Origin of the sequence: Methylomonas sp. LWB, assembly GCF_001856095.1 — a bacterium.
GTDB lineage: Bacteria > Pseudomonadota > Gammaproteobacteria > Methylococcales > Methylomonadaceae > Methylomonas > Methylomonas koyamae_A.
The window spans coordinates 101,723-126,884 of the sequence record NZ_MKMC01000023.1 but is presented as its reverse complement, the minus strand read 5'-3'; the positions used below and the strand labels follow the sequence as shown (position 1 = coordinate 126,884).

Below are 25,162 nucleotides of genomic sequence, written 5' to 3'. Positions count from 1 at the left end.
CTAAACTCGCTCCAACACCGTTATTTTTTTATTTTCCGGGGCGAACACAGTTTCACGATCGTAAGGCGGCCATGGTATCCGAAAGATAGCCGTGGCGGTATTTGTGCGTGATATACCTCGGTAATTAACCAAAAATACCCGAATTAACATAGCTTACTATTTTTAAACTTACCGGCTACCCGAATCGGCGCTGAGTGAAAGTCGCCTTTTCGCCCGGCTGTCCTGGCCTCGCGCGACGCGACTCCCTCGCCTCAATCGGCACGTTTCGCTCGAATGACTCTGGCATCAAAAGTGCTTCGCCATTCGCCGAGTGCTTCGCGCCACGGTTGTCTCAACCAACCACTAAGCGATCGGAGCACTCATTCTTCAACAACAATAGTCGGGTTCGGTTGGCTTGCAATCGCTGGCGGCCGTTCCGGGACACATTCATTAGATTTTAAGAGGAGTCGTGGATTCATGAAACCCAAACTAAACCCGCTGGCCTTTGGCGCTAGCCTAGTACTTTGCAGCCTGGCGTCGCCGGGAGCTCATGCGACTCTGGCCGGCGGCACGGCTTATCTCAACTTCGATCAGGCGGCCTTGGCGACCGACTTAATTGGAGCTACTCAGTACATGAACACCAAAGCTAAGCCACTATATGGCGGCGCCCAATTTTCACCAGCTGACACAGACGGCAAACGCTTTTTTTATATTCAGAGCTTCGACGATTACACCGTCAACGCCCCGGTACTCAACCCGAGTTACGCTTCGGATTTAAATATCGGCCGCCAATTCCCAAACCCGGAGACCAACGCTGCCGCAGTAGAACAGTGGCGCATCCCAACCGCCGAAGAAAAGCCAATGAGCTTGCCTGATAGCGGTTTCGCGCTGCCGGTGCATAGCTATACTACCGGTACCGATGCCGGTTGGGGTTCCGGTTACGCAGTGACGACCTGGGATTCCGAATCCAATCCGAACGGAATCATCAGCCTGGGTGGCTCATTCCGGGTCGCGAGCGACTTCAACCAGTCTTCAATTATGGCGGCAACGGGTACCGGCCCAGACGATCCCAATAATGTCTTTACCTATAATCCGAACGGCGGCGGTTCGATTTGGTGGCGGGGACTGGATTTACGCCACGACGCCAACGGCTGGTGGATAGGCAACAACGCTTATGCCGCCGCCGCCGGCACGATTTTCCATCTGGTCAACCCGACTATATCAATCAACCCCGATAACGGCCTACTGAGTATCGATGCTGATTTCAACTGGGGTTCGGATGTAAACGGCGGACTAGGATCGGCTTGGTACCTATTTTTGCAAAGTAGTAATGGCAACATTGACGGAACAAAAATCCTCGGCCATCTATCACTTAATCTGTCAAGCGACGTCGCTCCGGTGCCCTTACCCGGCGCGGCTTGGCTGATGTTAAGCGGCTTGCTCGGCGTGATAGGTCTAAAACGGCGCAAGTCCGCGGCGCTGTAACAACCGTAAACTCTGGACAGGCGCTGCGATAGTCCGCTCAGCGAAACCGCCGCGCCATCCGTATTACACCAATCAAATTAGGATCCAACCCTTGAATACCCAAACTTCGATGCTATTCGGCGGCCTGTTATTGGCCGCAACCTTCAATGCTCAGGCGACACTGACTACATATACCAATACCGGGGCTGACTTGGTGTACAGCAGCGTCAGCGATGTGACCTGGACCGCCGACGCAAATTTGCTCGGCACCATGATGAATCAACAGGGCTACGGTAATGTAGTTGGTGCAATACTGGCGGTTACGTCGGTGATTTACGATACTCCAAATTCCCTTGACACCCCCGCGAACAGCGGACAATACACGCTAAGCAGTGGCGATTTTAGCGCTAGCACTTACGGCCAAACTAACTGGTTCGGCGCAATCGCGTTTATAAATTACTTGAACAGTATTAATTACGGCGGCGGTAATCAATGGCGCTTACCAAGCGCCGGCACGAATCCCCAAGCAGATACCGGGCAAACAACCAGCGAATTGGGTCAGCTCTATTACACCGAGCTAAATGGGATTGGCGGAAACGGTAATGCTTTACCCGATTCAAGCTTTTTCATCAATGAGCCCGGTGTCGGTGGCACGAATTGGACCGGCACTGAAGCCCAGAACCCTCGCTCCGCTTGGACATTTAATCTGAATAATGGCAACCAGAGCACCACACGAAAAAATAGCGCAACTGTTGGTGTATGGGCAATCTCATCCGGCCAGATCGCCCCAGTTCCATTGCCCGGAGCGGCCTGGTTGTTTGCAAGCGGCTTGGCGGGCTTGATTGGCTACCGCAAGCGTACATTCGCGGGGATTCAATAGGCCTCTTCGCAGTCCCTAAGCGCCGTCTTCAATCTTCGCGTTAGTTCAGTATCCGTGAGAGACATTGTGACTACCTCGCGCCCCTATCCCCCTTCCGAGTAGCGCCACGACCGCAATGGTCGGCGGCGCTTTTTCTCCCCGGTATCTTCCGGTAGTTCGATTCCGTTTCCGTTCGATTAGTCCCCAAGAAACCTAAGGTCGCGGACGGACATGTCCTGTTACATCGTAGCCAGAGTCCAACCGTAGTGACAACGCTATTTCTCTCGGCATTCGATTCGCCGAAATGCACCGGTATGCCAAGACTCGGTTCCTATCGAACCCACCGCGTGCCAGGAGTACAAACCTGGCTTTATACGGAATTGAAACCAACCGGAAAATTGCGAGTTTCCGCTCCGTAGGTCTGGGACACAGGATGCTATAACGACTAGGAATATTCAGTATTGAAATACCTCACTAAGGTACAATTTCTGATAGGAATTACTCCCGGTATAAAATGCCAACTAGCTCACGATTTCCATTGACTTTAACTCGCGTGAACTTTCGGGACCGTACGCTGAATAAATAAACTGTGTTACGAATCATTGGGTGATTACGTTTTTGGCGACAGCGACAATAAATTTGCAACATTCTCCCGCAAAACCACAACGATTTTCTTCAATTATACGGGATACGACATCGAATTAGCGAATCATCCAGGCAGTTAACTATGTTATTTAATGTTAAATATTTAATTTAAATAACTAAAATTCAATCAGCTCCGAATACCTTATCAATACCCTTTTGATTTAACTAAAATTTATTCCATCCGATTTTTTCAGAATTATGTTATATCGCTCATGCAGTCATCGCGGTCCTCGTCATTCAGGCCGCATTCGGCCGATTGTTCCCTAAACAAGCGATCACCTTTTTTCGCGTATCCGACTCTCGCACAACGGTGCTATTTCTCCTGTTAGCCACAAACCATATATTTCTTTATTTATCAAAGCCATATGCTTTATTTATTTAGCCAACATACTGATGGCATATTTCTTGGATACTAATTTTCGGCGCTAGCCGTTACAACATGACTCCTATCGAAAATGGACGTTACGAAGGAAGTAGGTCAGGGATAGCGACCAGAAAGTTGTTAACGACGGGCGCCTAAAACATTCGTTTAAAACGCTACCGGTTCCGAGGCATAGCTTCTTCGAACCGGCGGTATCAAACACCAAGAGGAACTTATGAAAAAGCAAAAACTAAGACCCGCAATGGTAGGCTTTTCAGCGTTGTGCGTGTCGCTATTCGCGGCGGAAGCCAGCGCTTTGAGTTGCACTAACGGCTCTAGCAACACTGGAATGCTTACTCTGAACGGCCCGGCCTTAAATACTGTCGGGAATATCTATTTGAATAAGTTTTATACCGATAGCGCCTTCACTTACTCGTCTTCAGGTGGAAATAGTGGTTGTAGTAACCCTGCAGCGCCTCCGGCGGCGGTCCACACCCCGGCCTATTCTGCCTCGAATATGTTGTGCAACGACTCTCCGACTGGCGTTTCTAGTCCCGTCTACAGCGATTATTATTACACCGCATATACTGATACTGGCGCTCTGAGCTACGACAACGGTAGCGATTGGGAAAAAGATTTGCCAGTGGTTTGTTCGACTGGCGGAACCTACCAAACCGGCAATACCGTGACCAATGTCAGTTATACCAGCGGCTCAACCGTCAATTCTGGTACCGTATTAGGTCTTGCTGGCGCACTGAAAGTCAGGAGTTCCAATACTAACAATCCAGATAGCCCCACTCGTTCAGTCAGATGGGCGCAGTTATCTCTTGTTAAGGACGGTTCTACTTGGTGGTTGGAAGATTACTACGGGAAATTATTCAAATTAGCCGGAACCGTATCTGAAGTAGTCAGCGGCAGTGGTGTCAATAGGCATTTAACATTGAGCGCCACGGCATTGTATTACACTGTTGACTCAGGTACCTGGGGAGAATGGTTCCGAGATAACGGGTTGTACAAAAACGGTAATACCACTATCGTTCCCGACAGCGATTATACAGGTACCGATCTTGGGGCTTTTGAAGTTGAAGTCTATTTTTAACAAGAGCCAGACTTTTATTGTGTTATTAGGCTAATAATTGCAGGGCAGGCGTCGTCTGTCCTGCATTTTTATGCCAACCTAGATTTCAACTGTATTCGGATGGTTTAATGATATGGGGATGACATGCCTGATACTCGTAAAATTTTCTTTTTATGTGCAGTAATATTAGTGTTATGTATTTCGACTTATTGGTGCTCAGCAAAGTTAAGCCAAGGTGGCGCGTTAAATCCGATCCACCTTAACCACGCTTCGAATATCGAAGCACCTGAGGCAAAGCCGAATTCTGACAAAGCCGGTAAAATAATCCGTTATTCGCGTGGCGATCTGGACGTAGTGGAAATGGAATTGCTCGATGCGGTGGAAAATCCTACGTCTGCCGAAAAAGTAGACGAATTACTGACTGCTTTGGAACAGTTGTCCACTCAAAAAACGTCAGAATTAAATTCTGTTATTAATAGCCTAGAATTTACCCGTTTGAGACGCTTATTGGGCCGCGACCCGGCAGCGCGACTAGACACCTTAAACAGGTTGCAACAATCCGCCGGCACGCCTTATGGTTCTACTTTAGCCAGAGCGCTGAGCATGTCGGCGAATGCTAAAGAGCTACCGGAAGTCAAGACCTTGGCGATGCAGTTGCTTCGTTCCGATAACAAGGCTAAGCAGCTCGATGCGTTGCATTTGCTGAAGCACACCAACATCCAAGATGCCGACACTCGCACTTACGTTATCGATCTGTTACAACGAAACCAAGGCGGCGACGCCAGCCTGACTTTAGCGGCAATGGAAACAATACGGGCCAACGGCGAAGCGTCCGCCGAACGGCAAGCTGAATTGACGAATACCTTGTCGCCGTATTTGCACAGCGACGATGTGACTTTGCGCGCCGGCGGTTTACGAGCCTTGGCGCAAGCCGGCGGCAACGGTGCCGAAGCCTTACAGGCCTTTACCGAAGCGGCGCTTGGCGAGGAAAACCCCGGCGTGCGGGCGATCGCGATTTCGGCCTTGGGCGAGGCGAAGTTTCAATATGAAGACGTCAGGTCGACACTATTGAATATCTTGGCCGATCCCAATGAATCCAAGGGAGCAAAAGCCGCCGCCGGCCGGGCGATAGGCGTGTATCCGCTGGATAACGACGCGGAAGCACAAGCAATTTACGCCAGTCATAAGCTTGAGCAACAGACTGAAACCAAGCAAATCGGTTTTAACTAAACATAATACGCCGATAGCCTGCGATTCCAGGTTTGGCGGATTTGGCAGAAGTTATCAGGCAAATCGAGATTTGCCACTCCGGGCGTAGCAGTGCAAAACGATATTCGCCGCTCACGGATTATCAGTCGGGCCTGTTTTTGACCCGCAATCGCGACTCGGCGGCCAACTTGGGTCCATCCGAATCGTCTCTTGCCTCTCGCGTCACTTACCGAAATAGTCCAGCAGAAATTCGACGAAGGCGGTGAGTTTGGCCGGATAAAATCGGCGTTGCAAATAGGTGGCGTAGACCGCCAGCGCCGGGCGCTGGTAATCCTTGAGAATTTCGACCAACTCGCCATTTTGCAAATGCGGCGCGGCCGACAGGCGCGGCGCCCGCACGATGCCCATGCCCAACGCGGCGGCTTGGCATAGCGCCCGGCCGTTGTTGGAAGCCAGCAACCAATCCACTTTAATCCGCTGCAATTCGCCGGCGACGTTAAACAACCAATAATCGCCGTGCGGTGTATCGACGTAATGCAGGCAGCGGTGGTCGCTCAAATCCTCTATATGTTGCGGCGTGCCTTGTTCGGTCAAATAGGCGGGAGACGCATAGGTGCATAGTTCGGTTTCTGCGATCTTGCGCGCCACTACGCCTGGGTCCAGGGTATCGGTGACCAACAGCGAAATGTCGAAGTTGCCGATGCGCAAATTAGGCGGTTTGTTGTCTAAGGTCATCAATATCTTGATTTCCGGATAGGTCAGCAAAAAGCGTTCGATGACCGGTACCATGTACATGCCGCCGAAATCGATCGGCGCACTGACCTTGATGTGGCCCTTGATGCGCTCGCCCATCTGACCGGTAGCGGCTTCCAAATCGGCCAAGTCCTCCAGCAACTGCCGACTGCGATGGTAGTAAGCCTCGCCGGCGCTGGTCAAACTCAAGCTACGCGTGGTGCGGTTCAACAGAACCACGCCTAACGACGCTTCGAGCTGGGCCATATATTTGCTGATCATCATCGTCGAGCACTTCAATTCTCGAGCAACCGCCGAGAAGGTGCCGAGCTCGACGATCCGGCAAAACACCCGCATGTTGTTAAACTTATCCATGGCACCTATTTATAAACCTGTGGTTTAAGATTTATAAACCAATTCGCCTCTTTAAACCAGAGAGCAAGGTCGGTAGAATGCGCCCCGGAGATAGTCGTTACATCGTCTGGTTTTGCTGTCTTAAACCAGACGTCTTTTCCCCCACCCCACCGAGGTAATTATGAGCAAAATTCTTAACGAAGTACTCCTAGCCAATCGCGGCTATGTCGCCGAATTCAACAAAGGCGATCTGGCAATGCCGCCCGCCCGCCAATTCGCCATTCTGACCTGCATGGACGCCCGCCTGGACCCTGCCAAATACGCCGGTCTGTCCGAGGGCGACGCCCACGTCATCCGTAACGCCGGCGGCCGCGCCAGCGACGACGCAATTCGCTCGCTAGTGATTTCTTATAAATTGCTGGGCACGAAAGAGTGGTTTGTGATTCACCATACCGATTGCGGCATGGAAACCTTCACCAATGAGATCATGAGCGATTTGCTGGCCAGCAGCCTGGAAACCGCCAGCGTCGACGCGTCCGGCTGGCACGATCACGGCGCGGGTCCAGGCTCCACCGACGGCAAATTCATCAATTGGCTGACCATTAAGAATCAAGCGGACAGCGTGTTGGAAGACGTCAAGCGCATCAAGGCCCATCCATTGGTTCCGGGTAACATTCCGGTGTATGGATACGTTTACGACGTCAAAACCGGCAGCCTGATCGAGGTTCCGGAGGCCACCGCGGCCGGCGCCGCCAGTTAAGCGCCCGCCACGCGGAAAAATGCCGGCTCGTGCGTCACACCAGCCGGTTTTCAAGCATTTCCTTACTTCGAAAGCCGTCGATCGCGGCTGAAGCCACTACAAGCATTTTTTTCGTTCTCCAGACCGAAAACCATTTGACGATCATTGGTGCAAGGTGACCGAGCGACTAAAGCCACGGCCATCTCAGTCGCGGCCTTTCCCGCGATAAGCAACCCAGCCCAGCAGAGCGGAACCGAACATCCAAAACGCCGCCGGTAGCGGTACCGGCGCGACGTAGCCGGCCAAATCGGCGGCCGAAGCCTTGTAGGCGTGCAGCACGCCCGGCAGCAGGCTGTATTCGTCGGTCAGACTGGCGGCACTACCATTTGAAGTCCACGCGCAACCGCTGGTTTCGCCCAGCGGGCATTGAATCGAGCCGGCATAAGGATCGGCATCGCTAAACCGAAAGTACACGTCGAATTGCTGGCCGCTACCGTTTTGAGTGACGCTGTAGTCGTTGTCGGTGCCGGCTAACATTAGATAACTGCCGTCGGCCAATTTAGGTCCTATTGCCAGTCCTTCCCATTTCTCCGGCGACTTATTGCCCAACGCCGCCAGCGTGTTGGCGTCCAGGTCGATAATTTGCGCGGACTTGCTCACTTTGATATAGCCGACGCCGGAGTCCAGATCGATGTTGCTGACATCGGTCGCCCCGGCCAGATCGATCTTATAGACTTCCTTATCGGCGGTCGCCAAATCGGCGCCGACGCCGACACCGCGATTGTTGCGCTCCAACACGAAAAACTCGTGGTCGTTGATCGCCACCAACGCCGATACGCCCTGGCCTTGGCCGGAACGCTTCATTTCGTAGGCATACTGCGCCACGGCGGCGCCGGTTTCGGTATCGAACTTGACAATGCGGTTAACTTTGCCGTTACCGGCCCCTTCATCCAGCATCGCGCTTTGCAGGATCGCGTAGGCGTATTTGCCGTCCGGACTGATCGCCAAGCCTTCGAAACCACGGTTGGTGCGCTTGCCGGCATCGTTACCGGTGTCGGCCGCGTAATTGGCCGTACCGCTGGCGCTGTTGCGCGGCACCAGATTCGCCGGCGTCGCATAGGTTTTCACCACGGCGCCGGTGTTGCGGTCGATTTCGTACAAGGACGGACCGTATTCGTCGGACACCAGCAAATTACCACTGCGCGGACTGACCACCACACCTTCCGGATCGAAGGCGTTACCCAAGGTTCCGGTCGGATTGGGGGCAATGCCGTTCAGAGCCGCGCCGGACTTGGAAAACTTCAGCGTTTGCAGCAGCGTGAAATTCGAAATCGCGCCGGTTTGGCTATCGATGTCCAAACTGAAGCGTTGCACGCGGGTCTCGTAATTCAACGAACCGCCGCCGGGACCGCGGTCGGACAAGCCCCACCACTCGTTACGGTTGGGATCGTAATAAATGTCGGAGAAAAAGCCGACCCGGCCGTCGTTGACCGACGTGCCGAAACTGTCGCCGGTCGCACCGGAAATGGTCAATCCGTTGACGAAAACCGGTGTCGCTATAGCCGCATTGGCCAACAGCATCCCGGAGCAAAACAGGGTGGATGTTAAACGCATGAAGGATGTCTCGAATCATGGGATGGAAAAGCCCCGATTCTATCCAGCGTTTATGACAGCAACGTTGCAAAAAACCGTCGCTCTGCTTTAGTGGTCGGCCGTCCGGCCGGCGGCGTTTATTCAGGCCTTTTTAACGAATTCCGACTTCAAACCCATCGCGCCGATACCGTCGATCTTGCAATCGATATCGTGGTCTCCGTCCACCAAACGGATGTTCCTAACTTTGGTCCCGACCTTGACGACAGCCGACGAACCCTTGACTTTCAGATCCTTAATCACGGTCACGCTGTCGCCGTCCTGAAGCACGTTGCCGTAGGCATCGGTCACGACCTTGGCCGCTTCGCCGGCGTCGGTGTCGGCTTGCTTCGCCCATTCGTGTCCGCACTCGGGACAAACATAACTTTCGCCGTCTTCGTAGGTGAACTCCGATTGGCATTGGGGACAGTTGGGCAGTTGAGTCATATCGAGCTCCAGGCTTGGTTTTAAAAAACCTGCCAATTTACAGCGCAACCGGCGGAAAAGTCAAAGCGCTTGGACGCAACCACCCGGTAAAAATCAGCTGCTGCGAGGGATTTGTATGACTTGGCCGGCACGCAGATTGCCGTCGTTCATTGCGTTGGCATCGCGGATCGCCCGCATCGAAACGCCGTATTGTTGGGCGATTTCCGATAAAGTCTCACCGCGCCCGATCACGTGTTGGTTGGCCGACGGCGCCGCGATCACAACGGTTTCGCTAACTGCCGACGGAGTCGGCTCCGTTTTGACGGCCACCACCGGCTCGGTTTTTTCGATCGCGGCCAAACGGCTACCGCCGCCGGCTTTATACAACTGCGCCATCAGCGTGCCGGCCGGCGCGTATTGCCGGAAATGCGCCATGATGCCGCCGAACACCGCCGAGGCCATCTGTTGCTGATACCCGGCGCTGTTCAGTCGGCGCTCTTCGTCCGGGTTGGAAATAAACGCCGTTTCCACCAAAATCGACGGAATCGGCGACTTCAACACAACGAAACCGGCTTTTTGGACGTTGCTGCGATGTAAATGTCCCACCGACTTGACGTTTTTCAGGACCTTATTGCCGATGTGCAGGCTGGCATCCTTGGCCGCCTTTTGCGAGAGATCCATCAATACCGAAGCCAAAGCCTCATCGCGACCGTCGCCGCCCCCAACTTTATCCGCCGCGTTTTCGCTGTCCGCCAAAAACCGGGCCACCGCGCTGGACGCACCGTTATTCGACAGGGTATAGACCGAAGCGCCATGGGCGGACGGATCGTCGAACGCATCGGCATGAATGGACACGAACAAATCCGCCTTGGCGTCTTGGGCGATGCGCACCCGCTCGCGTAGCTTGACGAAATAGTCGCCGTTCCGAATCATCACGGCTTTCATGCCCGGTTGGCGATTGATGGAAGCCGCCAATCGTTTGGCGATAGCCAGTACCACGTCTTTTTCTTGCGTGCCGTTGTTACCCTGAGCGCCGACGTCCTTACCGCCGTGACCGGCGTCGATGGCGACGACAATGTCCCGGCCCTTGGCCTTAACGGCGGATTTCAATACCGCCGGCTTTAACTCCGGCTTCGCAACCGGCTCTTGGGCAAGCGCGGCTTTTTCCAACTTAGCGACTTCCGGCTTAACCAGCGGTTTCAGTGCCGCTACCGGCTCGTCCTTGGGCGTTAATTGAATTTGCAAGGCGTTACCGGACAGCGCGGCCTTGGCATCGGCGTCGCTTTTGAGTTCGACGACGACTCGCACATCGTTGCCGTTGTGCATGCCGCTACGGACATTCAGAAACAAGGGATGATCGGCGGGCGGCTGCGCGGGTGGCGCGGCGAATTTGGCGTCGACGAAATCGACGACCAAACGGCTAGGACTTTTCAACACGAATGCGTGGTGTTTGACCGGACCCGGCAACGCGAACGACACTTGCGACGCGGCTCCGTACTGGATACCGGCCAGTTCGGCCTGAGCCGCCAAAACGGCATGAGCGGCGGTAGACAAGACCACCGTCCAGAAAATTCGAGACATTCGCTGCATAGCCGTTAGCCCAAAAGTGACAATTCCGTTGAGATTATAGCAATAGGTCTTTGTTTTTCCAGTGTAGTTTTATCAAATTTTCCCAATCGCCACGTAAGTGATTGATTTGAACCGTGCGATGCTCGCCAACGTAATTCAGGGTCAATTCCAGGTCGGCCGCCGGCAGTTGTCCCATCCCCATCTCCGGCCATTCGATACAACACCAAGCCCGCTCGCCCAGATAGTCGGCCATCCCTATCCATTCCAATTCTTCGGGATCTTTCAGCCGATACAAATCAAAATGAAACAAGGCGCGGCCGTTCAAGCGGTATTCCTCGACCAAACTGAAAGTCGGACTTTTGACGGTTCCGCCATAGCCCGCCGCGCGCAACGCGCCGCGAATCAGCGTGGTTTTGCCCGCCCCCAGATCGCCGTTCAAAAACATCAGGCATTTGTCCGGCATTGCTTGCCACAACGCCGCGCCGAAGGCCTCGGTTTCCGAAGCGTCGATCAATTCGATTTCGATCAATTGAGTAACTCTCTGATTTCCGCCGGCAAATCGCCGGCCAACAAGCCGCGCTCACCGTGACGCAAGGCCAGGCGATCGGCGGCTTCGCCGTGTACGTAAACACCCAGTCTGGCCGCTTCCGGCGCCGACCAGCCCTGCGCCAGTAGTCCGCCCAGCAGTCCGGCGAGAACATCGCCCATGCCGCCGCTCGCCATGCCGGGATTGCCGGTGGACGACACGTAGATGCGTTCGCCATCGCCGACCAGGCTACCCGCGCCTTTCAGTACGCAAACGCCGCCGTAGCGCTGTTGCAAGCTCACTAACGCCGCAAACCGGTCGGCGCCGACTTGGGCGGTCGTCGAACCCAACAATCGAGCGGCTTCGCCGGGATGCGGCGTTAAAATCCAATGATCGCGGCGCTCCGGCCGAGCCGCCAACAGGTTCAAGGCATCGGCATCCACCACGCAGGGCTTGCCGGACGCCAGTACCGCCGCGAACATCGTCCGTGCCCAGGCGTCTTGCCCCAAACCCGGACCGACAACGACGACGCTGGCCTTGTCCAACAGACTTGCCAAATCCGCGGAGGATTCGACGCCGTGGCACATCAATTCCGGCCGGCCAAGATTCAGGACGGCGCTATGCACGGCTCGCGTCGCGATGCTGACTAAGCCGGCACCAGTGCGTAACGCGGCTTCGCCGGCCAATCGAATCGCGCCGCTATAACCCAGATTGCCGCCAACCGCCAATACATGGCCGCAGTGGCCTTTATGCGCGACGCGCGGGCGAGGCGGCGGCGGGGTTTTGGTCAGTCGGTAAATCGAACCGGCACCCGCCAGCACCTCGTCGGGCAAGGCCAGGCTATCGCACACGACTTCGCCGCAATAGTCGGCCGCAAAACCGGTCAACAAGCCGCGTTTCAGCCCGATAAAGGTCACGGTCAAATCGGCGGCCACCGCACAGCCCAAGACATTGCCGGTATCCGCGTCCAATCCGGACGGTACATCGAGAGCGACTACCGGCGCGGCGGATGCGTTGATCGCGGCGATTGCCGACGCGTAAGGCTCGGATACCGGCCGGCTCAAGCCGATGCCGAGTAGTGCGTCGACGACCACGCTGTCGCCGGGCAGACTGTCGCCCAAAACCTCGATGCGGCCGCCGGCCTGAAAATAACGCTCGGCGGCGTCGGCGGCATCCACCGGCAAGCGGGCCGAATCCGATAGTGCATGCACGTCGACGCGATAACCGGCCAGCAAGGCCAAGCGCGCCACGACATAGCCGTCGCCGGCATTATTGCCGGCACCGCAAAACACCGTCAGGCGCCTATGTTCCGGCCAGTGGCGCCGGATTTGTTCGAACGCGGCCGCCCCAGCCCTGGCCATCATGACCGCACCGGCGATGCCGTGTTCGGCCATCGCTCGCCGCTCGGCTTCGCGGATTTCGGCAACGCTGTAGAGTTGGTCGGCTGAGGGCATGGGCTTGTGTAAAATGACGCAGTAAACCCATTATATTTTCCAGCCCGCCATGCCCCCAAGTCATTTCGTCGCCACCGAAGAATTCGTTGCCAACATTCGGGCCTGGGCCCTGGACTTGGGCTTTCAACAACTCGGCATCAGCGATACCGATCTGACCAGCGCCGAAGGCCACTTGCAGCGTTGGCTGGCGGACGGGATGCACGGCGAGATGCACTATATGGCGGCGCATGGCCTTAAACGCAGCCGGCCGGCCGACTTGCAGCCCGGCACGCTCAGCATCATTTCGGCGCGGATGGATTATCTACCGGAGCATCGGAGCAGCATGGCCGAGCGGCTGAACGATCCGGCCGCTGCCTTCGTGTCGCGCTACGCCCTGGGCCGCGACTATCACAAACTGTTACGTAGCCGTCTGCAAAAACTGGCCGACAAAATCGCCGCCGCGATCGGCCCATTCGGCTACCGGGTGTTCGTCGACAGCGCACCGGTGCTGGAAAAAGCCATCGCCGAGAAAGCCGGGCTAGGCTGGATAGGCAAGCACAGTAATTTAATCAACCGCCGAGCCGGCTCCTGGTTTTTCCTCGGCGAAATCTATACCGATCTGGCCCTGCCGGCCGACACGCCGGTCGCTTCGCATTGCGGCAGTTGCCGAGCCTGCCTGGACATCTGCCCGACCCAAGCCATCGTCGCGCCTTACCGAGTCGATGCCCGGCGTTGCGTGTCTTATTTGACGATCGAATTGCACGGCAGCATTCCCGAGGAACTGCGACCGCTGCTCGGCAACCGGATTTACGGCTGCGACGACTGCCAATTGATTTGCCCGTGGAATCGCTACGCCACACTCAGCGGCGAAGCGGACTTTCAACCGCGCCACCGCTTGGACCGCGCCACGCTGATCGAACTATTCGGCTGGAGCGAAACCGAATTCCTGCAACGCACCGAAGGCTCGGCGATCCGCCGCATCGGCCACGCGCGCTGGCTACGCAATATCGCCGTCGCGCTCGGGAATGCCAGGCCAGACGCGGCGATTCGCGCGGCGTTGGCCGGCCGGCTGGACCACGATTCAGAGCTGGTCAGGGAACACGTGGTTTGGGCGTTGCGACGGCAGACCACGGAAGCCGAAACTTGAGCCACGGCTGAAACTTGCGGTAAAGTACCTGCCTATCCTTTCCGGAGGCCAGCATGTCGATTCCGGCCCTCGCCAACACTCAATTCCCCGACTATTCCGGTCCGGCGAAGAGCCGTTCCGCCGCCGCGCGGCAAGACTCGACCAAAACCCAGCAAACCGGGGTCAGCTCCCAGCTCAGCGACGAACAACTCGCGCAAGTTCAAAAACTGAAAACCCGCGACCGGGAAGTCCGCGCGCACGAGCAAGCCCATCTGAGTGCCGCCGGCGGCCTGGCAACCGGCGGCGCCCACTTTCAGTACGTCACCGGCCCGGACGGGGTGCGCTACGCGACCGGCGGCGACGTCGGCATCGACACGTCGGAAGTCAGCGGCAATCCCCAAGCCACGTTGGCCAAGGCCGATACGATACGCCGAGCTGCCTTGGCGCCTGCCCAACCGTCAGGCCAGGATTTGAGCGTGGCCGGGCAAGCCAGCGCGATGGCGGCCAAAGCGCGCGCCGAATTGCTAAAAAGCCAACAAACGCCAAACTCCGGCCAGCACCTGAACGTGCGGGCCTGATCAGTCGGCGCCGAACTCGACCGCAAAACCGCCGTTCGGATCGATCCTGACCACCCTGGCCATCTGCACCGGCGCGTCGTCGAACTCGGTGGTCTGGACTTCGACGACCGCCCCCATCGGCGGGATCAATTCCACCGGACAGAACAAATACAACCCGGTTTCGGAGAAATCCCGCATGTCGAGGATTTGCGTCTCGGTCGAAACCGGAACCGTCACCCGGATCTTAGCCCGGTGTTTCAGACGCGGATGTCTGCGCTTGTTATCTACCACGAATACTCCCGACTCTCTCCAAGTTCCAATGCGCGCAGCCGGTCCTCAAACCAGCAAATAAAGCCCTAATCCTACCATGACCAGTCCGCTGAGCAATTTGAGCCAACGTCCTTCGCGTTCCCGCAGCCGCCGCTGACTGAGCGTCCAGACGCCGACGGCCAGCACAATCACATCGTCCAGCATATAGGCGGCATTATAGAGCAGCAAATAACCGTAATATTCGGCCCCTTGCAACTGGCGCAGCGTCAGTATCCGGGTATACAAAGCCGGAAAACCGGAAGTACACATGAACTCGACGATCTGGACCAACACGGCCAGCACCACGGCGCCGACGATGGCGCCGAACAGGTTGTCGGCTTGTAGGATGGCCCGCATCCGCGCGTATATGCCCGGCTTGGCGGACGCCGGAATCGATAGCGAAAATCCGCGTCCGAACGCCCAAAAGTCTTTCAGATGGATGGCGCCGGCCACTATCGCGATAGCCGCGATCGCCCACTGCGAGCCGCGCGACCAACCGATCAGCAAAAACAGATTCAGCCACGCGGCCATGAACGCGAAATAGGCAATGCCCTCCACGACCACGAAGGTGCCGGCCACCGCTAGCATCCGCATCCGCTGTTGCATCGGCGCCAGCATCGAGAGCATTAAGAGTAGCACCCACATCGAACACGGATTGAAACCGTCGAGCAAGCCCATTGCCAGCGTAAACAGCGGTAACCCGACCTGATCTAAATCAATCCGCCGGCCCAGAAACGTGAAGCCGAAACTTTCCGGCTGCGAGTCGGGTACCACCGCAGGCGTTTCGCAACTTGTCTCGGGGACGACGCTGCAACTGCCGGCGTCGCCGGTCGCGATACCGGCCCGCTGCGAGCCCCGCAATGCCGAGCGGATCTGCTCGTCGCTGAGACCGCCCGCGCTATACCCGATAATCCAGCGCCCTCCGACGTAAAACGCGGGTAAGCGCAAACCCGCCGTCTCGGCGCCGGCTAGCGACCGCATCCGCGCGGCGGCGTCGGCTTCCCGACTGACGTTATGCACATCGATACGCAAAGTGGGTTGCTCGGCATGCAAACGGTCCAAAAACGCTTCGGCTTGCAGACAATGTTCGCAGCCGTCGCGCACGAACGCTTCGATGTCGGCCGCGTCCGCCGCGCGGAGTCCGGTCTGCATGATCAGCGCGAGTATGCCGCACAGCAGCCAGGGGCCGCATGGTCGGAAAACACTCATGTTGACCCGGAACAACCGTCCGATTGAACTCATCCGTCCCCCTTGCGTCTACCGCCGGTCGGCCACGTTAGTCGCGACCGAGATAAAATTATTGGATAATACGCCGTTATTGCCAACGACCCGCCTCCACCGCGGTGGAGCCACACCGCAACACGCCTTAGAGCGGCAGACTCCCAACGACACTGAATGGCCAAACGACCCAACAGATACCGAAAACTCACCGTTAGACGCAAAAAAACGCCCTCGAAATCCAACTGGTTGATACGCGGCGCAATCACCGTGGCGCTGGCCGCGTTGGCGGCCCTGGCAATTTATACCTTCTACCTGGATTATACCGTTCGCCAACAATTCGAAGGCAAGCGCTGGTCGATTCCGGCCCGGGTCTACGCCAGTCCGGTCGAGCTTTACAACGGCTACGAGATGTCCGCTAAAAGCTTCGAGGACTTGCTGCAACAACTGCATTACCGGATGGACCCGCAACTGGCCGCCGAAGGCTCCTACGTGGTCAAGGGCAGTCAAATATCGCTAAAAACCCGTGCCTTCAATTTCGGCGATACACCTCAGGAGAGCCGAAAAATCAACGTCGGCTTCGCCGGCGGCGGCGTTGCTAACATAGCCGACGCCGCGACCGGCGAAAGCGTCGCCATCTTGCGGATGGACCCGGTGCAAATCGGCAGTTTTTACCCGACCCGCAAGGAAGACCGCATTCTGATCAAGCTGGACGAAGCACCGCCTACACTGGTGCAAGGCTTGCTGTCCACCGAGGACCGCGACTTTTATCATCATTTCGGCATCTCGCCCAAGGGCATCGCCCGGGCGATGTGGAACAATCTGAAGGCCGGCGGCATGGTGCAAGGCGGCAGCACGATCACCCAGCAATTGGTGAAAAACTTCTTCCTGCACCCCAAACGCACTCTACGGCGCAAGCTCAAGGAAGTGCTGATGTCGCTGATTCTAGAATACCGCTACAGCAAGGACGAGATACTGGAAGCCTACTTGAACGAAATCTTCCTGGGCCAGGACGGTTCCAGCGCGGTACACGGCTTCGGTCTGGCCAGCGAGTTTTATTTCGGCCAATCGCTGAAAACGTTGAATCTGCCGCAGGTCGCTACGCTGGTCGCGCTGGTGCGCGGACCGTCGGAATACGACCCGCGCCGCAATCCGGACCACACTCTGGATCGACGCAATCTGGTGCTGGACTCGATGCTCGCCGAAGGCTATATCGACGAACAACAGGCCAGCGAAGCCAAAAAGCAGCCGTTGGGCGTGGCCAAGGTGATACACCGCTCGGCCAACCGTTTTCCGGATTTCATCGACTTGGTCAAGCGCCAACTTAGACAGGAATACAAGGAAGAGGATCTGACCTCGGAAGGCTTGCGCATTGTAACGACGCTGGACACCCGTACGCAGGACACCTTGGAGCAAACGCTGGCGAACAAACTGAAACACCTGGAGAAAAGCCCGAAAAGCGACGACTTACAAAGCGCCGCCATCGTCACCCGCCGCGACAACGGCGAGATCGTCGCGTTGGTCGGCGGTCGCGACAGCGCGGTCACGACCGGCTTTAACCGGGCGCTGGACGCGGTCCGGCCGATCGGCTCGTTGATCAAACCGGTGGTATATCTAACCGCGTTGGAACACCCCGACCGCTACACGATCGCCACGCCGATCAGCGATACCGCGATCGCGTTGGACGACGGCAGCGGCAAAACCTGGTCGCCGGATAACTACGACAATCGCGAGCACGGCGTGGTACCGCTGCATACCGCGCTGACCCATTCCTACAATCTGGCGACGGTGCGGATCGGCATGGACATCGGGTTGGGCAAAATCGCCAACACCCTGAAGGCGATGGGCGTGTCGCGGCCGGTGAATCTATATCCGTCCTTCCTGCTCGGCGCCCAAGCCCTGACGCCGTTCGAAGTCACCCAACTTTACCAGACCCTGGCCGGCGACGGCTTCGCGACGCCGCTACGCTCGATTCGGGCGGTTAATGCCGCCGACGGCAAGGCGTTGCAAAGCTATCCGTTCACGGTCCATCAGGCCGTCGATCCCGCCGCCGCCTTCATCACCAACACGATACTGCAGGAAGTGATGTATGCCGGCACCGGCCACTCGGCCTACAACTACATGCCGCAAAGCATGGCGCTGGCCGGCAAGACCGGCACCACCAATCAGTTGCGGGATAGCTGGTTCGCCGGTTTCAGCGGCGATTTGTTGTCGGTGGTATGGGTCGGCCGCGACGACAACAAGCCGACCGGCCTGACCGGCGGCAGCGGCGCACTGCAAATCTGGGCCGATCTGATGCGGCAGGTCTCGAAAAAGCCGGTCAGTCTGATCCGGCCGGACAATGTCGAAATGAAGTGGATCGATCCGTCCACCGGTTTGCTCAGTACCGAGGACTGCCCCGGCGCCAAATTACTGCCCTTTATTGACGGCTCCGGCCCCAGCCAATTTTCCGAATGCGGCGGCGGCGGCGAAACCGACGGCAACTGGCTTAACAACCTCAATCCTTTTTAACCGATGAAAATTCTTAGCTTCGTTTTTTGCTTGATATGCGCCACCCCATTGCACGCGGAGGAAACGCCGATCGCCCGATTGAAAACTTTTTTGGCCGGCTCGAGCGCGCTGGCCGCCGACTTCCGCCAAGTGACGCTGGACAAGAGCGGCAAACCGGCACAAACCAGTAGCGGCAAGTTTTATTTGAGCCGCCCCGGCAAATTCCGCTGGAATTATCAAAAACCCTTCGTCCAGGAAATCGTATCCAATGGCGGCAAGGTCTGGTTTTACGATGCGGATTTGGAGCAGGTCACGGTCAAGCAATTGGACGATTCGCTGGGTTCGACGCCGGCCTTGCTGTTGACCGGTCAAATCGACATCGAAGAGAAATTCACGTTGCGAGAGCAAGGCGAGGACGAAGGCATGAATTGGGTGAAATTGTCGCCCAAGAACGAGGAAAGCGGCTTCAAATACATCCTGATCGGCTTGGAGCGCGACCAGTTGGGCGGCATGGAATTGAGCGATAATTTCGGCCAATTGACGCGTATCTATTTTTCCAACATCCAGATCAATCCCAAGCTGGAAGAAGCCTTGTTTAACTTCAAAGCACCCAAGGGCGCCGACGTGTTCGAAAACTAAGCGGCCGGAGCCGGCAAGATTTTGCCGGCCTTGCCGTCAGGCGGCCAATTCCACCCGGTTGCGGCCGCGTTGTTTGGCCGCGTACATTGCTTTGTCGGCGCGCTTGACCAGCGATTCCGCGCTGTCGTCGCCTTGCAGCGTGGCAACGCCCAAACTGGCGGTCAAATTCAACACATCCATGCCGTAAGCCAGGGTATGCGACTCGATGTCGGCGCGCAGACGCTCGGCGATAATCCCGGCGCCGTCGATGTCGGTGTCGGCCAATAAAATCACGAACTCTTCGCCGCCGAAGCGGTAAACCGCATCGCTGCCGCGCACGCTATCGCGTAACCAGGCGGCCACCGATGCCAAGGCCAAATCGCCGCAAGCATGGCCGTATTGGTCGTTAATATTCTTAAAATGATCGATATCGACGAAGACCAAGGACAAATGCTGGCCATGGCGTACCGCCCGCTTGACCTCGCGTTGCAAGCTATCGTTAAAGGCCGCGCGATTGTTGGTTTTGGTCAACGGATCGGTATACGCCATCCGTAAGGCTTGTTGAAACAGCGTGGCATTGCGTAACGGATAAATCAGACAGCACAACAGGCTTTCCAGCATTTTCAGCTCTTCGCGGCCGAAGCGTTGGGTACGGGTCAGCTTCAGTTCGCCCAGCTCCTGCTCTTCGACTTTCAAGACATAAGAGCATGAGTGGCGAGCCATCACCCCGCGCTGATAGTGCATATTGAACAGCGGATGGTTGTATTCGACGCCGTTGTGCGGGATCGTAGCTTGAATCTTGTTGCAGAAAATACCGATCAGTTCGTCGAACTCCAGCGTAGTTTGCAAGGCACTGCTGATGTCGTAATGATGAAGATTGACCGCCGTCGAGGCTTCGAAGGTTTTATTGCTGACGACGGCTAATTCGGCGGATTGTTCTTTCATGACGGTCCCCAGTGATCGAGTTGGCGTTCAAGCCATCGAAAGCCAGGACCGTGCCAGCTTGTTTTAAGCGTTTTTTTTCAATTGGTTAATAAATTAAACGCCGATTCGAAGCAACAAGGCGGCAAATTTCCGCCGGATTCCCGGCGCCGCTCAAAACAGACCCAATTGAACCTGAGCCACCTCCGACATCATTTCCCTGGACCAGGGCGGGTCCAAGACCACTTCGACATCCACGCTGTCGACGCCGGGCAAACCGCGGATACACTTCTCGACGTCGCCTTGAATCACCGGCCCCATGCCGCAACCCGGCGCGGTCAACGTCATCCGTATCCGGACGTCGTGACCACCGTTGGCGTTGGCCGTCACGTCGCAACCGTAGACCAAGCCCAAATCGACGATATTCACCGGAATTTCCGGATCGTAGACGGTTTTCATCACTTCCCAGCAATTGCGCTCGACCGCCTGCGCATCGGTTTCCGACACCAGGGTATGCAAATGCTGAGGCTCCTTGCCGAGCGCGTCGGCGTCGACGCCGGCGATCCGCACCATGTGGCCGTAATCGGTGAAAACCGTATAGTTACTGCCCAAGGACTGGTGGATCGTAACTTCCTGACCCTTGCGCAACATGCCGTGATGGCCGTCGGGAATCGTGACGATGTTGACGTCACGGTTTAAAAACACCACTTCTCTGTCTGCCATAGCTCGTTTCAACGGTTGAATGTCTGGGCGTCAATAATTTGACCGGTGACGCCGAGGCTGGCGTCGCTGAATAAATAAACGTAGGCCGGCTGCAAACTGGCGGGCGCCGGCAGCGCCGCCTTGTCTTCGGCCGGATAGGCCTTACGCCGCAACGGACTGTCGACCGGCCCCGGCACCAAGGTGTTGACCCGAATTTTGCCGGCGGATTCCAATTCGGCCGCCAATATCGCCGCGAAACCTTCCAATGCGATTTTAGAAACGCCGTAAGCGCCGGAATAGGCCTGGCCCTTGCGAGCCGAGGAATCCGAGGTAAACACGATCGAAGCATGCTCCGCCGCCAGCAACACCGGCAGCAAAACCCGGCAGAGTAAAAACGCCGCGTTCAGGTTGACGTTCAACGCATGCCCCCAGTCCTTGGTTTTGTAATTGGCGATGGGGCTGAACGCGCTGAATTCCACCGCCGAGTGCAATACGCCGTGCAATGCGCCGAAGCGCTCGGCGATGGCGTCGGCCATTTCCTGATATTGAGCTTCGGTGGCGCCGGCCAAATCGAAAGGGTACATCGTCGGTTCCGGACCGCCGGCCGCGACGATCGCGTCGTAGGTCTTTTCCAATTTAGGGATGCTGTTGTCCAGCAAAATCAGGCTGGCGCCCTGTCCGGCCAGAGCCAGCGCGGCCGCGCTCCCTAAACCGCCGCCGGCGCCGGTAATTAAAATAACTCGATCGTTTAATGACATAGACTGGTTTGGATCCATTGCGTCAGTTGACGGGGATGTTCGATCATCGCGTCCGCCCCCCAAGTGTCCGGCTGGTCGTCGCTGTTCAAATAGCCGTACAAGGCCGCGAGAGTTTTCATACGGGCGTTTTTGCCGGCGGCAATGTCGTGCGGCGCATCGCCAATGTAGACGCAGCGCTCGGGTGTTACGCCGGCCAACCGGCAAGCTTCGAACATCGGCTCCGGATGCGGCTTGCTAAACGCGGTGGTGTCGCCGCTGACCGCGCAAGCCACGCGCGTGTCCAACGCCAGCGCTCGCAACAACGGCGAGGTAAACCGCTGCTTTTTGTTGGTCACGACCCCCCACTTCAAACCGGCGGTTTCGATGGCATCCAGGCAATCGCCGATGCCGTCGAAAAAGCGACTGTGTTCGGCAATATTGGCCTGATAGGCGTCCAACATGTCGCTCAACATCATTTGCGCCGTGGCTTCGTCCACCGTAACCGCTTGCCGAATCATCGCCATGGCGCCCCGCGAAATCGCCGGCTTCACCGTCGCCGGATCAATTTCGGCAAAACCGTGCGCCGCCAGGGTTCGATTTAGACAGGCGATCAGGTCCGGCGCGGTATCGACCAGGGTACCGTCCAAATCGAACAACACGCACTCCAGTTTGAAGTCGGTCATGCGGTTTATTCCGGACGCGCGAACGCGGCGATGTAGTTGACGTCGATATCGCGGCCCAGACTGAAGCGCTTGGCGAACGGGTTGTATTCGATGCCGGTCATTGCCTGCAATTCCAGACCGCCGGCCCGCGCCATTCGATCCAATTCGGCCGGTTTGATAAAGGTTTTATATTCGTGAGTGCCCTTCGGCACCATTTTCAGCAGATGCTCGGCGGCGACGATCGCCAGGAGCCAAGCCTTCGGCACCCGGTTCAAGGTCGAAAAAAACACCAGACCGCCCGGTTTGACCAACGTCGCGCATGCCTTGACCACCGAAGCCGGATCGGGAACGTGCTCCAACATTTCCATACAGGTCACCACGTCGAAGCCACCCGGCTCCTCGGCCGCCAATTGTTCGGCGCTGACCTTACGGTAATTGACCGCCACACCGGTTTCCAGACTGTGCAGATCGGCGATATCGAGCAAATCTTCGCTCAGATCGATACCCAAGGCATCGGCGCCCTGCCCGGCCAAACCTTCGGTCAGAATGCCGCCGCCGCAACCGACGTCAACCACCCGCTTGCCGGCCAAATCGACTTGCCGGCCGATGAATGCCAAGCGAAGCGGATTAACGGCGTGCAAGGTATGCAATTCGCCGTTCGGATCCCACCAGCGCTCCGCTTGAGCGCCGAACTTATGAATTTCGTGAGGATGTACGTTGTCTGCTGCCGTCATGATCTACCGCGCGCTGTGTAAGTTGGCGATAGTTTACTTTAACACTAGGTTATTCGTCATGCGGCAACTGCAAGCATTCGGTTCGCCGCGACCCGCTTCATCGAATGGCGTTGAAATCGGCCGTCCAAGCACCCAAGATTGTCAGCGTTACTCGGGACGGGCAATTCTCCCCAACTTCCGCCGGATTTGGCTAGACTAAGCCTTCCACTCACCCAGAAGCGGCGTATGCGGGAAGAAAGCAAGACGGAAGACCACAAGCTGGACATCCAGCGCATTATCCAGTGGCTGGACGACGACGGCATATTGTCGAAAGCGGACCTGGAAAAATGCCGCCAATACGCGGCCGCCAAGATCAATCTCAACAAGCATCCGTTGAAAATTTTGAGCGAATGCGAATTGGCCGACCGCAGTCAACTCGGCAAGCTGCTGACTCAGGAAGACCTCACCCAATGGCTGGCCAAAAAGCTGGCGCTGCCCTACTACTATTTCGACCCGCTGAAAATCGACGTACCCAGCGTTACCGCGATCTTCAGCAAAGCCTATGCGGTCAATTACAACATCCTGCCGATCAAGATCAACGACGAGGAAATTGTCGTCGCCACCGCCGAGCCCTTCATCCGCGCCTGGCAACTGGACCTGGCCAAGATGCACCACGGCAAGATTCGCTGCGTGTTCGCCAATCCCGACGAAATCAAGCGCTATCTGGACGAGTTTTACAACTTCTCGCAATCGCTGAAAGGCGCGCAAACCCAAAACGAAGGGCGCGGCGGCGGCCAGAACTTCGAGCAATTGGTCGAACTCAGCAAAATGGCGGACCTGGACGCCAACAACCAGCACGTCGTCAATCTGGTCAATTGGCTGTTGCAATACGCCTTCGACCAACGCGCCAGCGACATCCACATCGAACCGCGCCGCCAGCAAGGCAACGTGCGCTTTCGGATCGACGGCATCCTGCACCACGTCTACCAGTTGCCGATGCCGATCATGAACGCGGTGCTGAGCCGGCTGAAAATCCTGGGACGGATGAACATCGCCGAAAAGCGTTTGCCGCAAGACGGCCGGATCAAAACCCAAATGAATGCCAAGGAAATCGAATTGCGGCTATCGACGATGCCGACCGCGTTCGGCGAAAAACTGGTGATGCGGATATTCGACCCGGAAGTGCTGCTGCGCGATTACGAACAACTCGGCTTCAACAAGCAGGAATTGGCGATCTGGAATCGGATGACCGGCCAGACCCACGGCATCATCCTGGTGACCGGGCCAACCGGTTCCGGCAAGACCACGACGCTGTATTCGACGCTGAAACGGCTGGCGACGCCGGAAATCAATCTGTGCACCGTCGAAGACCCGATCGAGCAAATCGAACCGGTCTTCAACCAGATGCAGGTGCAGGCCAATATCGGCCTGGACTTCGCCAGCGGCATCCGCACCCTGCTACGCCAAGACCCCGACATCATCATGGTCGGCGAAATCCGCGACCTGGAAACCGCCGAAATGGCGGTGCAAGCCTCGCTGACCGGCCATCTGGTCATCTCGACGCTGCACACCAACAACGCCCCGGCCGCCGTCACCCGCTTGCTGAATTTGGGCCTGCCCGGCTACCTGATTCAGCAAACCGTATTGGGCGTGATGGCACAGCGCTTGATCCGGGTCTTATGCAAGTATTGCAAAACGCCGGTCGCCGTCGACGACGCGCAATGGCAAGCTCTGGTCGCGCCGTTCCGAGTGGCCCCACCCAAGCAAATCCACCGCGCCACCGGCTGCAAGGAATGCCGCAACACCGGCTTCGCCGGCCGGATCGGCATCTACGAAATCTTCGAGAACAGCCAGACTTTGGAAAAGCTAATCGTCGAAGGTTGCGACACAGCCTTGTTGCAAAAACAAGCCATCAAGGAAGGCATGCGACCGCTCCGCCTCAGCGGCGCCGAAAAAGTCGCGGCCGGCATCACGACCATCGAAGAGGTGCTCCGAGTCGCACCGGAGCGGATTGAATTTTAGCGGTCGGCGGAATCGCGGGGCAAAGTCTAGGCGCGGCTGAACCGGTGACAATGACATGTTCGATCATCGCATCCGAAGAATTAT

At 56.8% G+C, this 25,162-nt stretch carries 23 protein-coding genes; 10 read left to right on the top strand and 13 right to left on the bottom strand.

What is annotated here, in order from left to right; translation table 11 throughout:
- Positions 1-273: 273 nt before the first annotated feature.
- The 4 genes from BJL95_RS11205 (at position 274) to BJL95_RS25160 (ending at position 5,616) form a co-directional block, all read left to right on the top strand.
- Entirely contained in the window at positions 274-1,464 is a 1,191-nt protein-coding gene (locus BJL95_RS11205; RefSeq protein WP_139306225.1) for a VPLPA-CTERM sorting domain-containing protein, read from the top strand.
- Positions 1,465-1,555: 91 nt separating this feature from the next.
- Positions 1,556-2,323 (top strand): DUF1566 domain-containing protein, encoded by a 768-nt coding sequence (locus tag BJL95_RS11200; RefSeq protein WP_139306224.1) that lies wholly within the window; start codon positions 1,556-1,558, stop codon positions 2,321-2,323.
- 1,220 nt (positions 2,324-3,543) lie between these two features.
- Positions 3,544-4,407, top strand: a complete 864-nt coding sequence (locus BJL95_RS24615) for a hypothetical protein (protein ID WP_139306223.1) — start codon at positions 3,544-3,546, stop codon at positions 4,405-4,407.
- A gap of 582 nt (positions 4,408-4,989) precedes the next feature.
- Positions 4,990-5,616, top strand: coding sequence for a HEAT repeat domain-containing protein (locus BJL95_RS25160; protein ID WP_175463701.1), 627 nt, complete (start codon positions 4,990-4,992; stop codon positions 5,614-5,616).
- A gap of 201 nt (positions 5,617-5,817) precedes the next feature.
- Here the strand turns inward: BJL95_RS25160 and BJL95_RS11190 are convergent, their stop codons facing one another.
- Positions 5,818-6,702: a LysR family transcriptional regulator gene (locus BJL95_RS11190; RefSeq protein ID WP_071157984.1), complete on the bottom strand. Its 885-nt coding sequence runs from the start codon at positions 6,700-6,702 to the stop codon at positions 5,818-5,820.
- A 160-nt stretch (positions 6,703-6,862) separates the two neighbouring features.
- On the opposite strand from BJL95_RS11190, the gene BJL95_RS11185 reads away from it, so the two are divergent.
- Positions 6,863-7,441 carry a carbonic anhydrase gene (locus tag BJL95_RS11185; protein WP_064025688.1) on the top strand — a complete coding sequence of 193 codons (579 nt, stop codon included), beginning with the start codon at positions 6,863-6,865 and terminating at the stop codon, positions 7,439-7,441.
- A gap of 183 nt (positions 7,442-7,624) precedes the next feature.
- Here BJL95_RS11185 and BJL95_RS11180 read toward each other — a convergent pair whose 3' ends face one another.
- The 5 genes from BJL95_RS11180 to BJL95_RS11160 all read right to left on the bottom strand — a co-directional run bounded on the left by BJL95_RS11180 (position 7,625) and on the right by BJL95_RS11160 (position 13,024).
- Positions 7,625-9,034, bottom strand: a complete 1,410-nt coding sequence (locus BJL95_RS11180; RefSeq protein ID WP_071157982.1) for an esterase-like activity of phytase family protein — start codon at positions 9,032-9,034, stop codon at positions 7,625-7,627.
- 120 nt (positions 9,035-9,154) lie between these two features.
- Positions 9,155-9,496: a zinc ribbon domain-containing protein YjdM gene (locus BJL95_RS11175; RefSeq protein WP_064025692.1), complete on the bottom strand. Its 342-nt coding sequence runs from the start codon at positions 9,494-9,496 to the stop codon at positions 9,155-9,157.
- Positions 9,497-9,589: 93 nt separating this feature from the next.
- The gene (locus BJL95_RS11170) at positions 9,590-11,056 is read right to left on the bottom strand and encodes an N-acetylmuramoyl-L-alanine amidase (RefSeq protein ID WP_254786778.1); all 1,467 of its coding nucleotides are present in this window, start codon (positions 11,054-11,056) and stop codon (positions 9,590-9,592) included.
- A gap of 43 nt (positions 11,057-11,099) precedes the next feature.
- Positions 11,100-11,573 (bottom strand): tRNA (adenosine(37)-N6)-threonylcarbamoyltransferase complex ATPase subunit type 1 TsaE, encoded by a 474-nt coding sequence (tsaE, locus tag BJL95_RS11165; protein ID WP_083385925.1) that lies wholly within the window; start codon positions 11,571-11,573, stop codon positions 11,100-11,102.
- On the bottom strand, positions 11,570-13,024 hold the full coding sequence (locus BJL95_RS11160) for a bifunctional ADP-dependent NAD(P)H-hydrate dehydratase/NAD(P)H-hydrate epimerase (protein WP_071157978.1): 1,455 nt from the start codon (positions 13,022-13,024) through the stop codon (positions 11,570-11,572). Before BJL95_RS11160 ends, tsaE begins: the two co-directional genes overlap by 4 nt.
- Positions 13,025-13,073: 49 nt before the next feature.
- Here BJL95_RS11160 and queG point away from each other — a divergent pair, with 49 nt between their 5' ends.
- On the top strand, positions 13,074-14,150 hold the full coding sequence (gene queG / locus BJL95_RS11155; protein ID WP_071157976.1) for a tRNA epoxyqueuosine(34) reductase QueG: 1,077 nt from the start codon (positions 13,074-13,076) through the stop codon (positions 14,148-14,150).
- Positions 14,151-14,203: 53 nt separating this feature from the next.
- A complete protein-coding gene (locus BJL95_RS11150; protein ID WP_071157974.1) occupies positions 14,204-14,707 on the top strand; it encodes a putative metalloprotease CJM1_0395 family protein in 504 nt (167 codons plus the stop codon).
- Here BJL95_RS11150 and BJL95_RS11145 read toward each other — a convergent pair whose 3' ends face one another.
- Together BJL95_RS11145 and BJL95_RS11140 are read right to left on the bottom strand one after the other, a co-directional pair.
- Positions 14,708-14,977 carry a PilZ domain-containing protein gene (locus BJL95_RS11145; RefSeq protein ID WP_064025702.1) on the bottom strand — a complete coding sequence of 90 codons (270 nt, stop codon included), beginning with the start codon at positions 14,975-14,977 and terminating at the stop codon, positions 14,708-14,710.
- A 45-nt stretch (positions 14,978-15,022) separates the two neighbouring features.
- Positions 15,023-16,147 carry a glutaredoxin gene (locus tag BJL95_RS11140; protein WP_254786789.1) on the bottom strand — a complete coding sequence of 375 codons (1,125 nt, stop codon included), beginning with the start codon at positions 16,145-16,147 and terminating at the stop codon, positions 15,023-15,025.
- Positions 16,148-16,390: 243 nt separating this feature from the next.
- On the opposite strand from BJL95_RS11140, the gene mrcB reads away from it, so the two are divergent.
- Both mrcB and lolA read left to right on the top strand, forming a co-directional pair.
- Positions 16,391-18,724, top strand: a complete 2,334-nt coding sequence (gene mrcB, locus BJL95_RS11135; RefSeq protein ID WP_083385921.1) for a penicillin-binding protein 1B — start codon at positions 16,391-16,393, stop codon at positions 18,722-18,724.
- 3 nt (positions 18,725-18,727) lie between these two features.
- The gene (gene lolA / locus BJL95_RS11130) at positions 18,728-19,342 is read left to right on the top strand and encodes an outer membrane lipoprotein chaperone LolA (protein ID WP_071157970.1); all 615 of its coding nucleotides are present in this window, start codon (positions 18,728-18,730) and stop codon (positions 19,340-19,342) included.
- A 36-nt stretch (positions 19,343-19,378) separates the two neighbouring features.
- On the opposite strand, the gene BJL95_RS11125 is transcribed toward lolA, so the two are convergent.
- From BJL95_RS11125 to ubiG, 5 genes are all read right to left on the bottom strand, one after another.
- Positions 19,379-20,266 (bottom strand): GGDEF domain-containing protein, encoded by an 888-nt coding sequence (locus BJL95_RS11125; RefSeq protein WP_071157968.1) that lies wholly within the window; start codon positions 20,264-20,266, stop codon positions 19,379-19,381.
- A gap of 150 nt (positions 20,267-20,416) precedes the next feature.
- Positions 20,417-20,965, bottom strand: a complete 549-nt coding sequence (sufT, locus tag BJL95_RS11120) for a putative Fe-S cluster assembly protein SufT (RefSeq protein WP_071157966.1) — start codon at positions 20,963-20,965, stop codon at positions 20,417-20,419.
- Positions 20,966-20,973: 8 nt separating this feature from the next.
- Positions 20,974-21,702, bottom strand: coding sequence for an SDR family NAD(P)-dependent oxidoreductase (locus BJL95_RS11115; RefSeq protein ID WP_071157964.1), 729 nt, complete (start codon positions 21,700-21,702; stop codon positions 20,974-20,976).
- Positions 21,693-22,364 carry an HAD family hydrolase gene (locus BJL95_RS11110; protein ID WP_071157962.1) on the bottom strand — a complete coding sequence of 224 codons (672 nt, stop codon included), beginning with the start codon at positions 22,362-22,364 and terminating at the stop codon, positions 21,693-21,695. Before BJL95_RS11110 ends, BJL95_RS11115 begins: the two co-directional genes overlap by 10 nt.
- Positions 22,365-22,369: 5 nt before the next feature.
- On the bottom strand, positions 22,370-23,077 hold the full coding sequence (gene ubiG, locus BJL95_RS11105) for a bifunctional 2-polyprenyl-6-hydroxyphenol methylase/3-demethylubiquinol 3-O-methyltransferase UbiG (RefSeq protein WP_064027479.1): 708 nt from the start codon (positions 23,075-23,077) through the stop codon (positions 22,370-22,372).
- Between the two features lie 225 nt (positions 23,078-23,302).
- Here ubiG and BJL95_RS11100 point away from each other — a divergent pair, with 225 nt between their 5' ends.
- On the top strand, positions 23,303-25,078 hold the full coding sequence (locus tag BJL95_RS11100) for a GspE/PulE family protein (RefSeq protein ID WP_071157960.1): 1,776 nt from the start codon (positions 23,303-23,305) through the stop codon (positions 25,076-25,078).
- The last annotated feature ends 84 nt before the right edge of the window (positions 25,079-25,162 follow it).

What these genes read in the sequence shown, in the direction of transcription:
- BJL95_RS11160 (WP_071157978.1), bottom strand. Translation starts at nt 13,024, where the DNA reads ATGCCCTCAGCCGACCAACTCTACAGCGTTGCCGAAATCCGCGAAGCC.
- lolA (WP_071157970.1), top strand. Translation starts at nt 18,728, where the DNA reads ATGAAAATTCTTAGCTTCGTTTTTTGCTTGATATGCGCCACCCCATTG.
- BJL95_RS11190 (WP_071157984.1), bottom strand. Translation starts at nt 6,702, where the DNA reads ATGGATAAGTTTAACAACATGCGGGTGTTTTGCCGGATCGTCGAGCTC.
- BJL95_RS11175 (WP_064025692.1), bottom strand. Translation starts at nt 9,496, where the DNA reads ATGACTCAACTGCCCAACTGTCCCCAATGCCAATCGGAGTTCACCTAC.
- BJL95_RS11125 (WP_071157968.1), bottom strand. Translation starts at nt 20,266, where the DNA reads ATGAAAGAACAATCCGCCGAATTAGCCGTCGTCAGCAATAAAACCTTC.
- BJL95_RS25160 (WP_175463701.1), top strand. Translation starts at nt 4,990, where the DNA reads ATGTCGGCGAATGCTAAAGAGCTACCGGAAGTCAAGACCTTGGCGATG.
- queG (WP_071157976.1), top strand. Translation starts at nt 13,074, where the DNA reads ATGCCCCCAAGTCATTTCGTCGCCACCGAAGAATTCGTTGCCAACATT.
- BJL95_RS24615 (WP_139306223.1), top strand. Translation starts at nt 3,544, where the DNA reads ATGAAAAAGCAAAAACTAAGACCCGCAATGGTAGGCTTTTCAGCGTTG.
- BJL95_RS11185 (WP_064025688.1), top strand. Translation starts at nt 6,863, where the DNA reads ATGAGCAAAATTCTTAACGAAGTACTCCTAGCCAATCGCGGCTATGTC.
- BJL95_RS11170 (WP_254786778.1), bottom strand. Translation starts at nt 11,056, where the DNA reads ATGTCTCGAATTTTCTGGACGGTGGTCTTGTCTACCGCCGCTCATGCC.
- BJL95_RS11180 (WP_071157982.1), bottom strand. Translation starts at nt 9,034, where the DNA reads ATGCGTTTAACATCCACCCTGTTTTGCTCCGGGATGCTGTTGGCCAAT.
- BJL95_RS11115 (WP_071157964.1), bottom strand. Translation starts at nt 21,702, where the DNA reads ATGTCATTAAACGATCGAGTTATTTTAATTACCGGCGCCGGCGGCGGT.
- BJL95_RS11100 (WP_071157960.1), top strand. Translation starts at nt 23,303, where the DNA reads ATGCGGGAAGAAAGCAAGACGGAAGACCACAAGCTGGACATCCAGCGC.
- mrcB (WP_083385921.1), top strand. Translation starts at nt 16,391, where the DNA reads ATGGCCAAACGACCCAACAGATACCGAAAACTCACCGTTAGACGCAAA.
- BJL95_RS11150 (WP_071157974.1), top strand. Translation starts at nt 14,204, where the DNA reads ATGTCGATTCCGGCCCTCGCCAACACTCAATTCCCCGACTATTCCGGT.
- BJL95_RS11110 (WP_071157962.1), bottom strand. Translation starts at nt 22,364, where the DNA reads ATGACCGACTTCAAACTGGAGTGCGTGTTGTTCGATTTGGACGGTACC.
- BJL95_RS11205 (WP_139306225.1), top strand. Translation starts at nt 274, where the DNA reads ATGACTCTGGCATCAAAAGTGCTTCGCCATTCGCCGAGTGCTTCGCGC.
- sufT (WP_071157966.1), bottom strand. Translation starts at nt 20,965, where the DNA reads ATGGCAGACAGAGAAGTGGTGTTTTTAAACCGTGACGTCAACATCGTC.
- ubiG (WP_064027479.1), bottom strand. Translation starts at nt 23,077, where the DNA reads ATGACGGCAGCAGACAACGTACATCCTCACGAAATTCATAAGTTCGGC.
- BJL95_RS11140 (WP_254786789.1), bottom strand. Translation starts at nt 16,147, where the DNA reads ATGCAGACCGGACTCCGCGCGGCGGACGCGGCCGACATCGAAGCGTTC.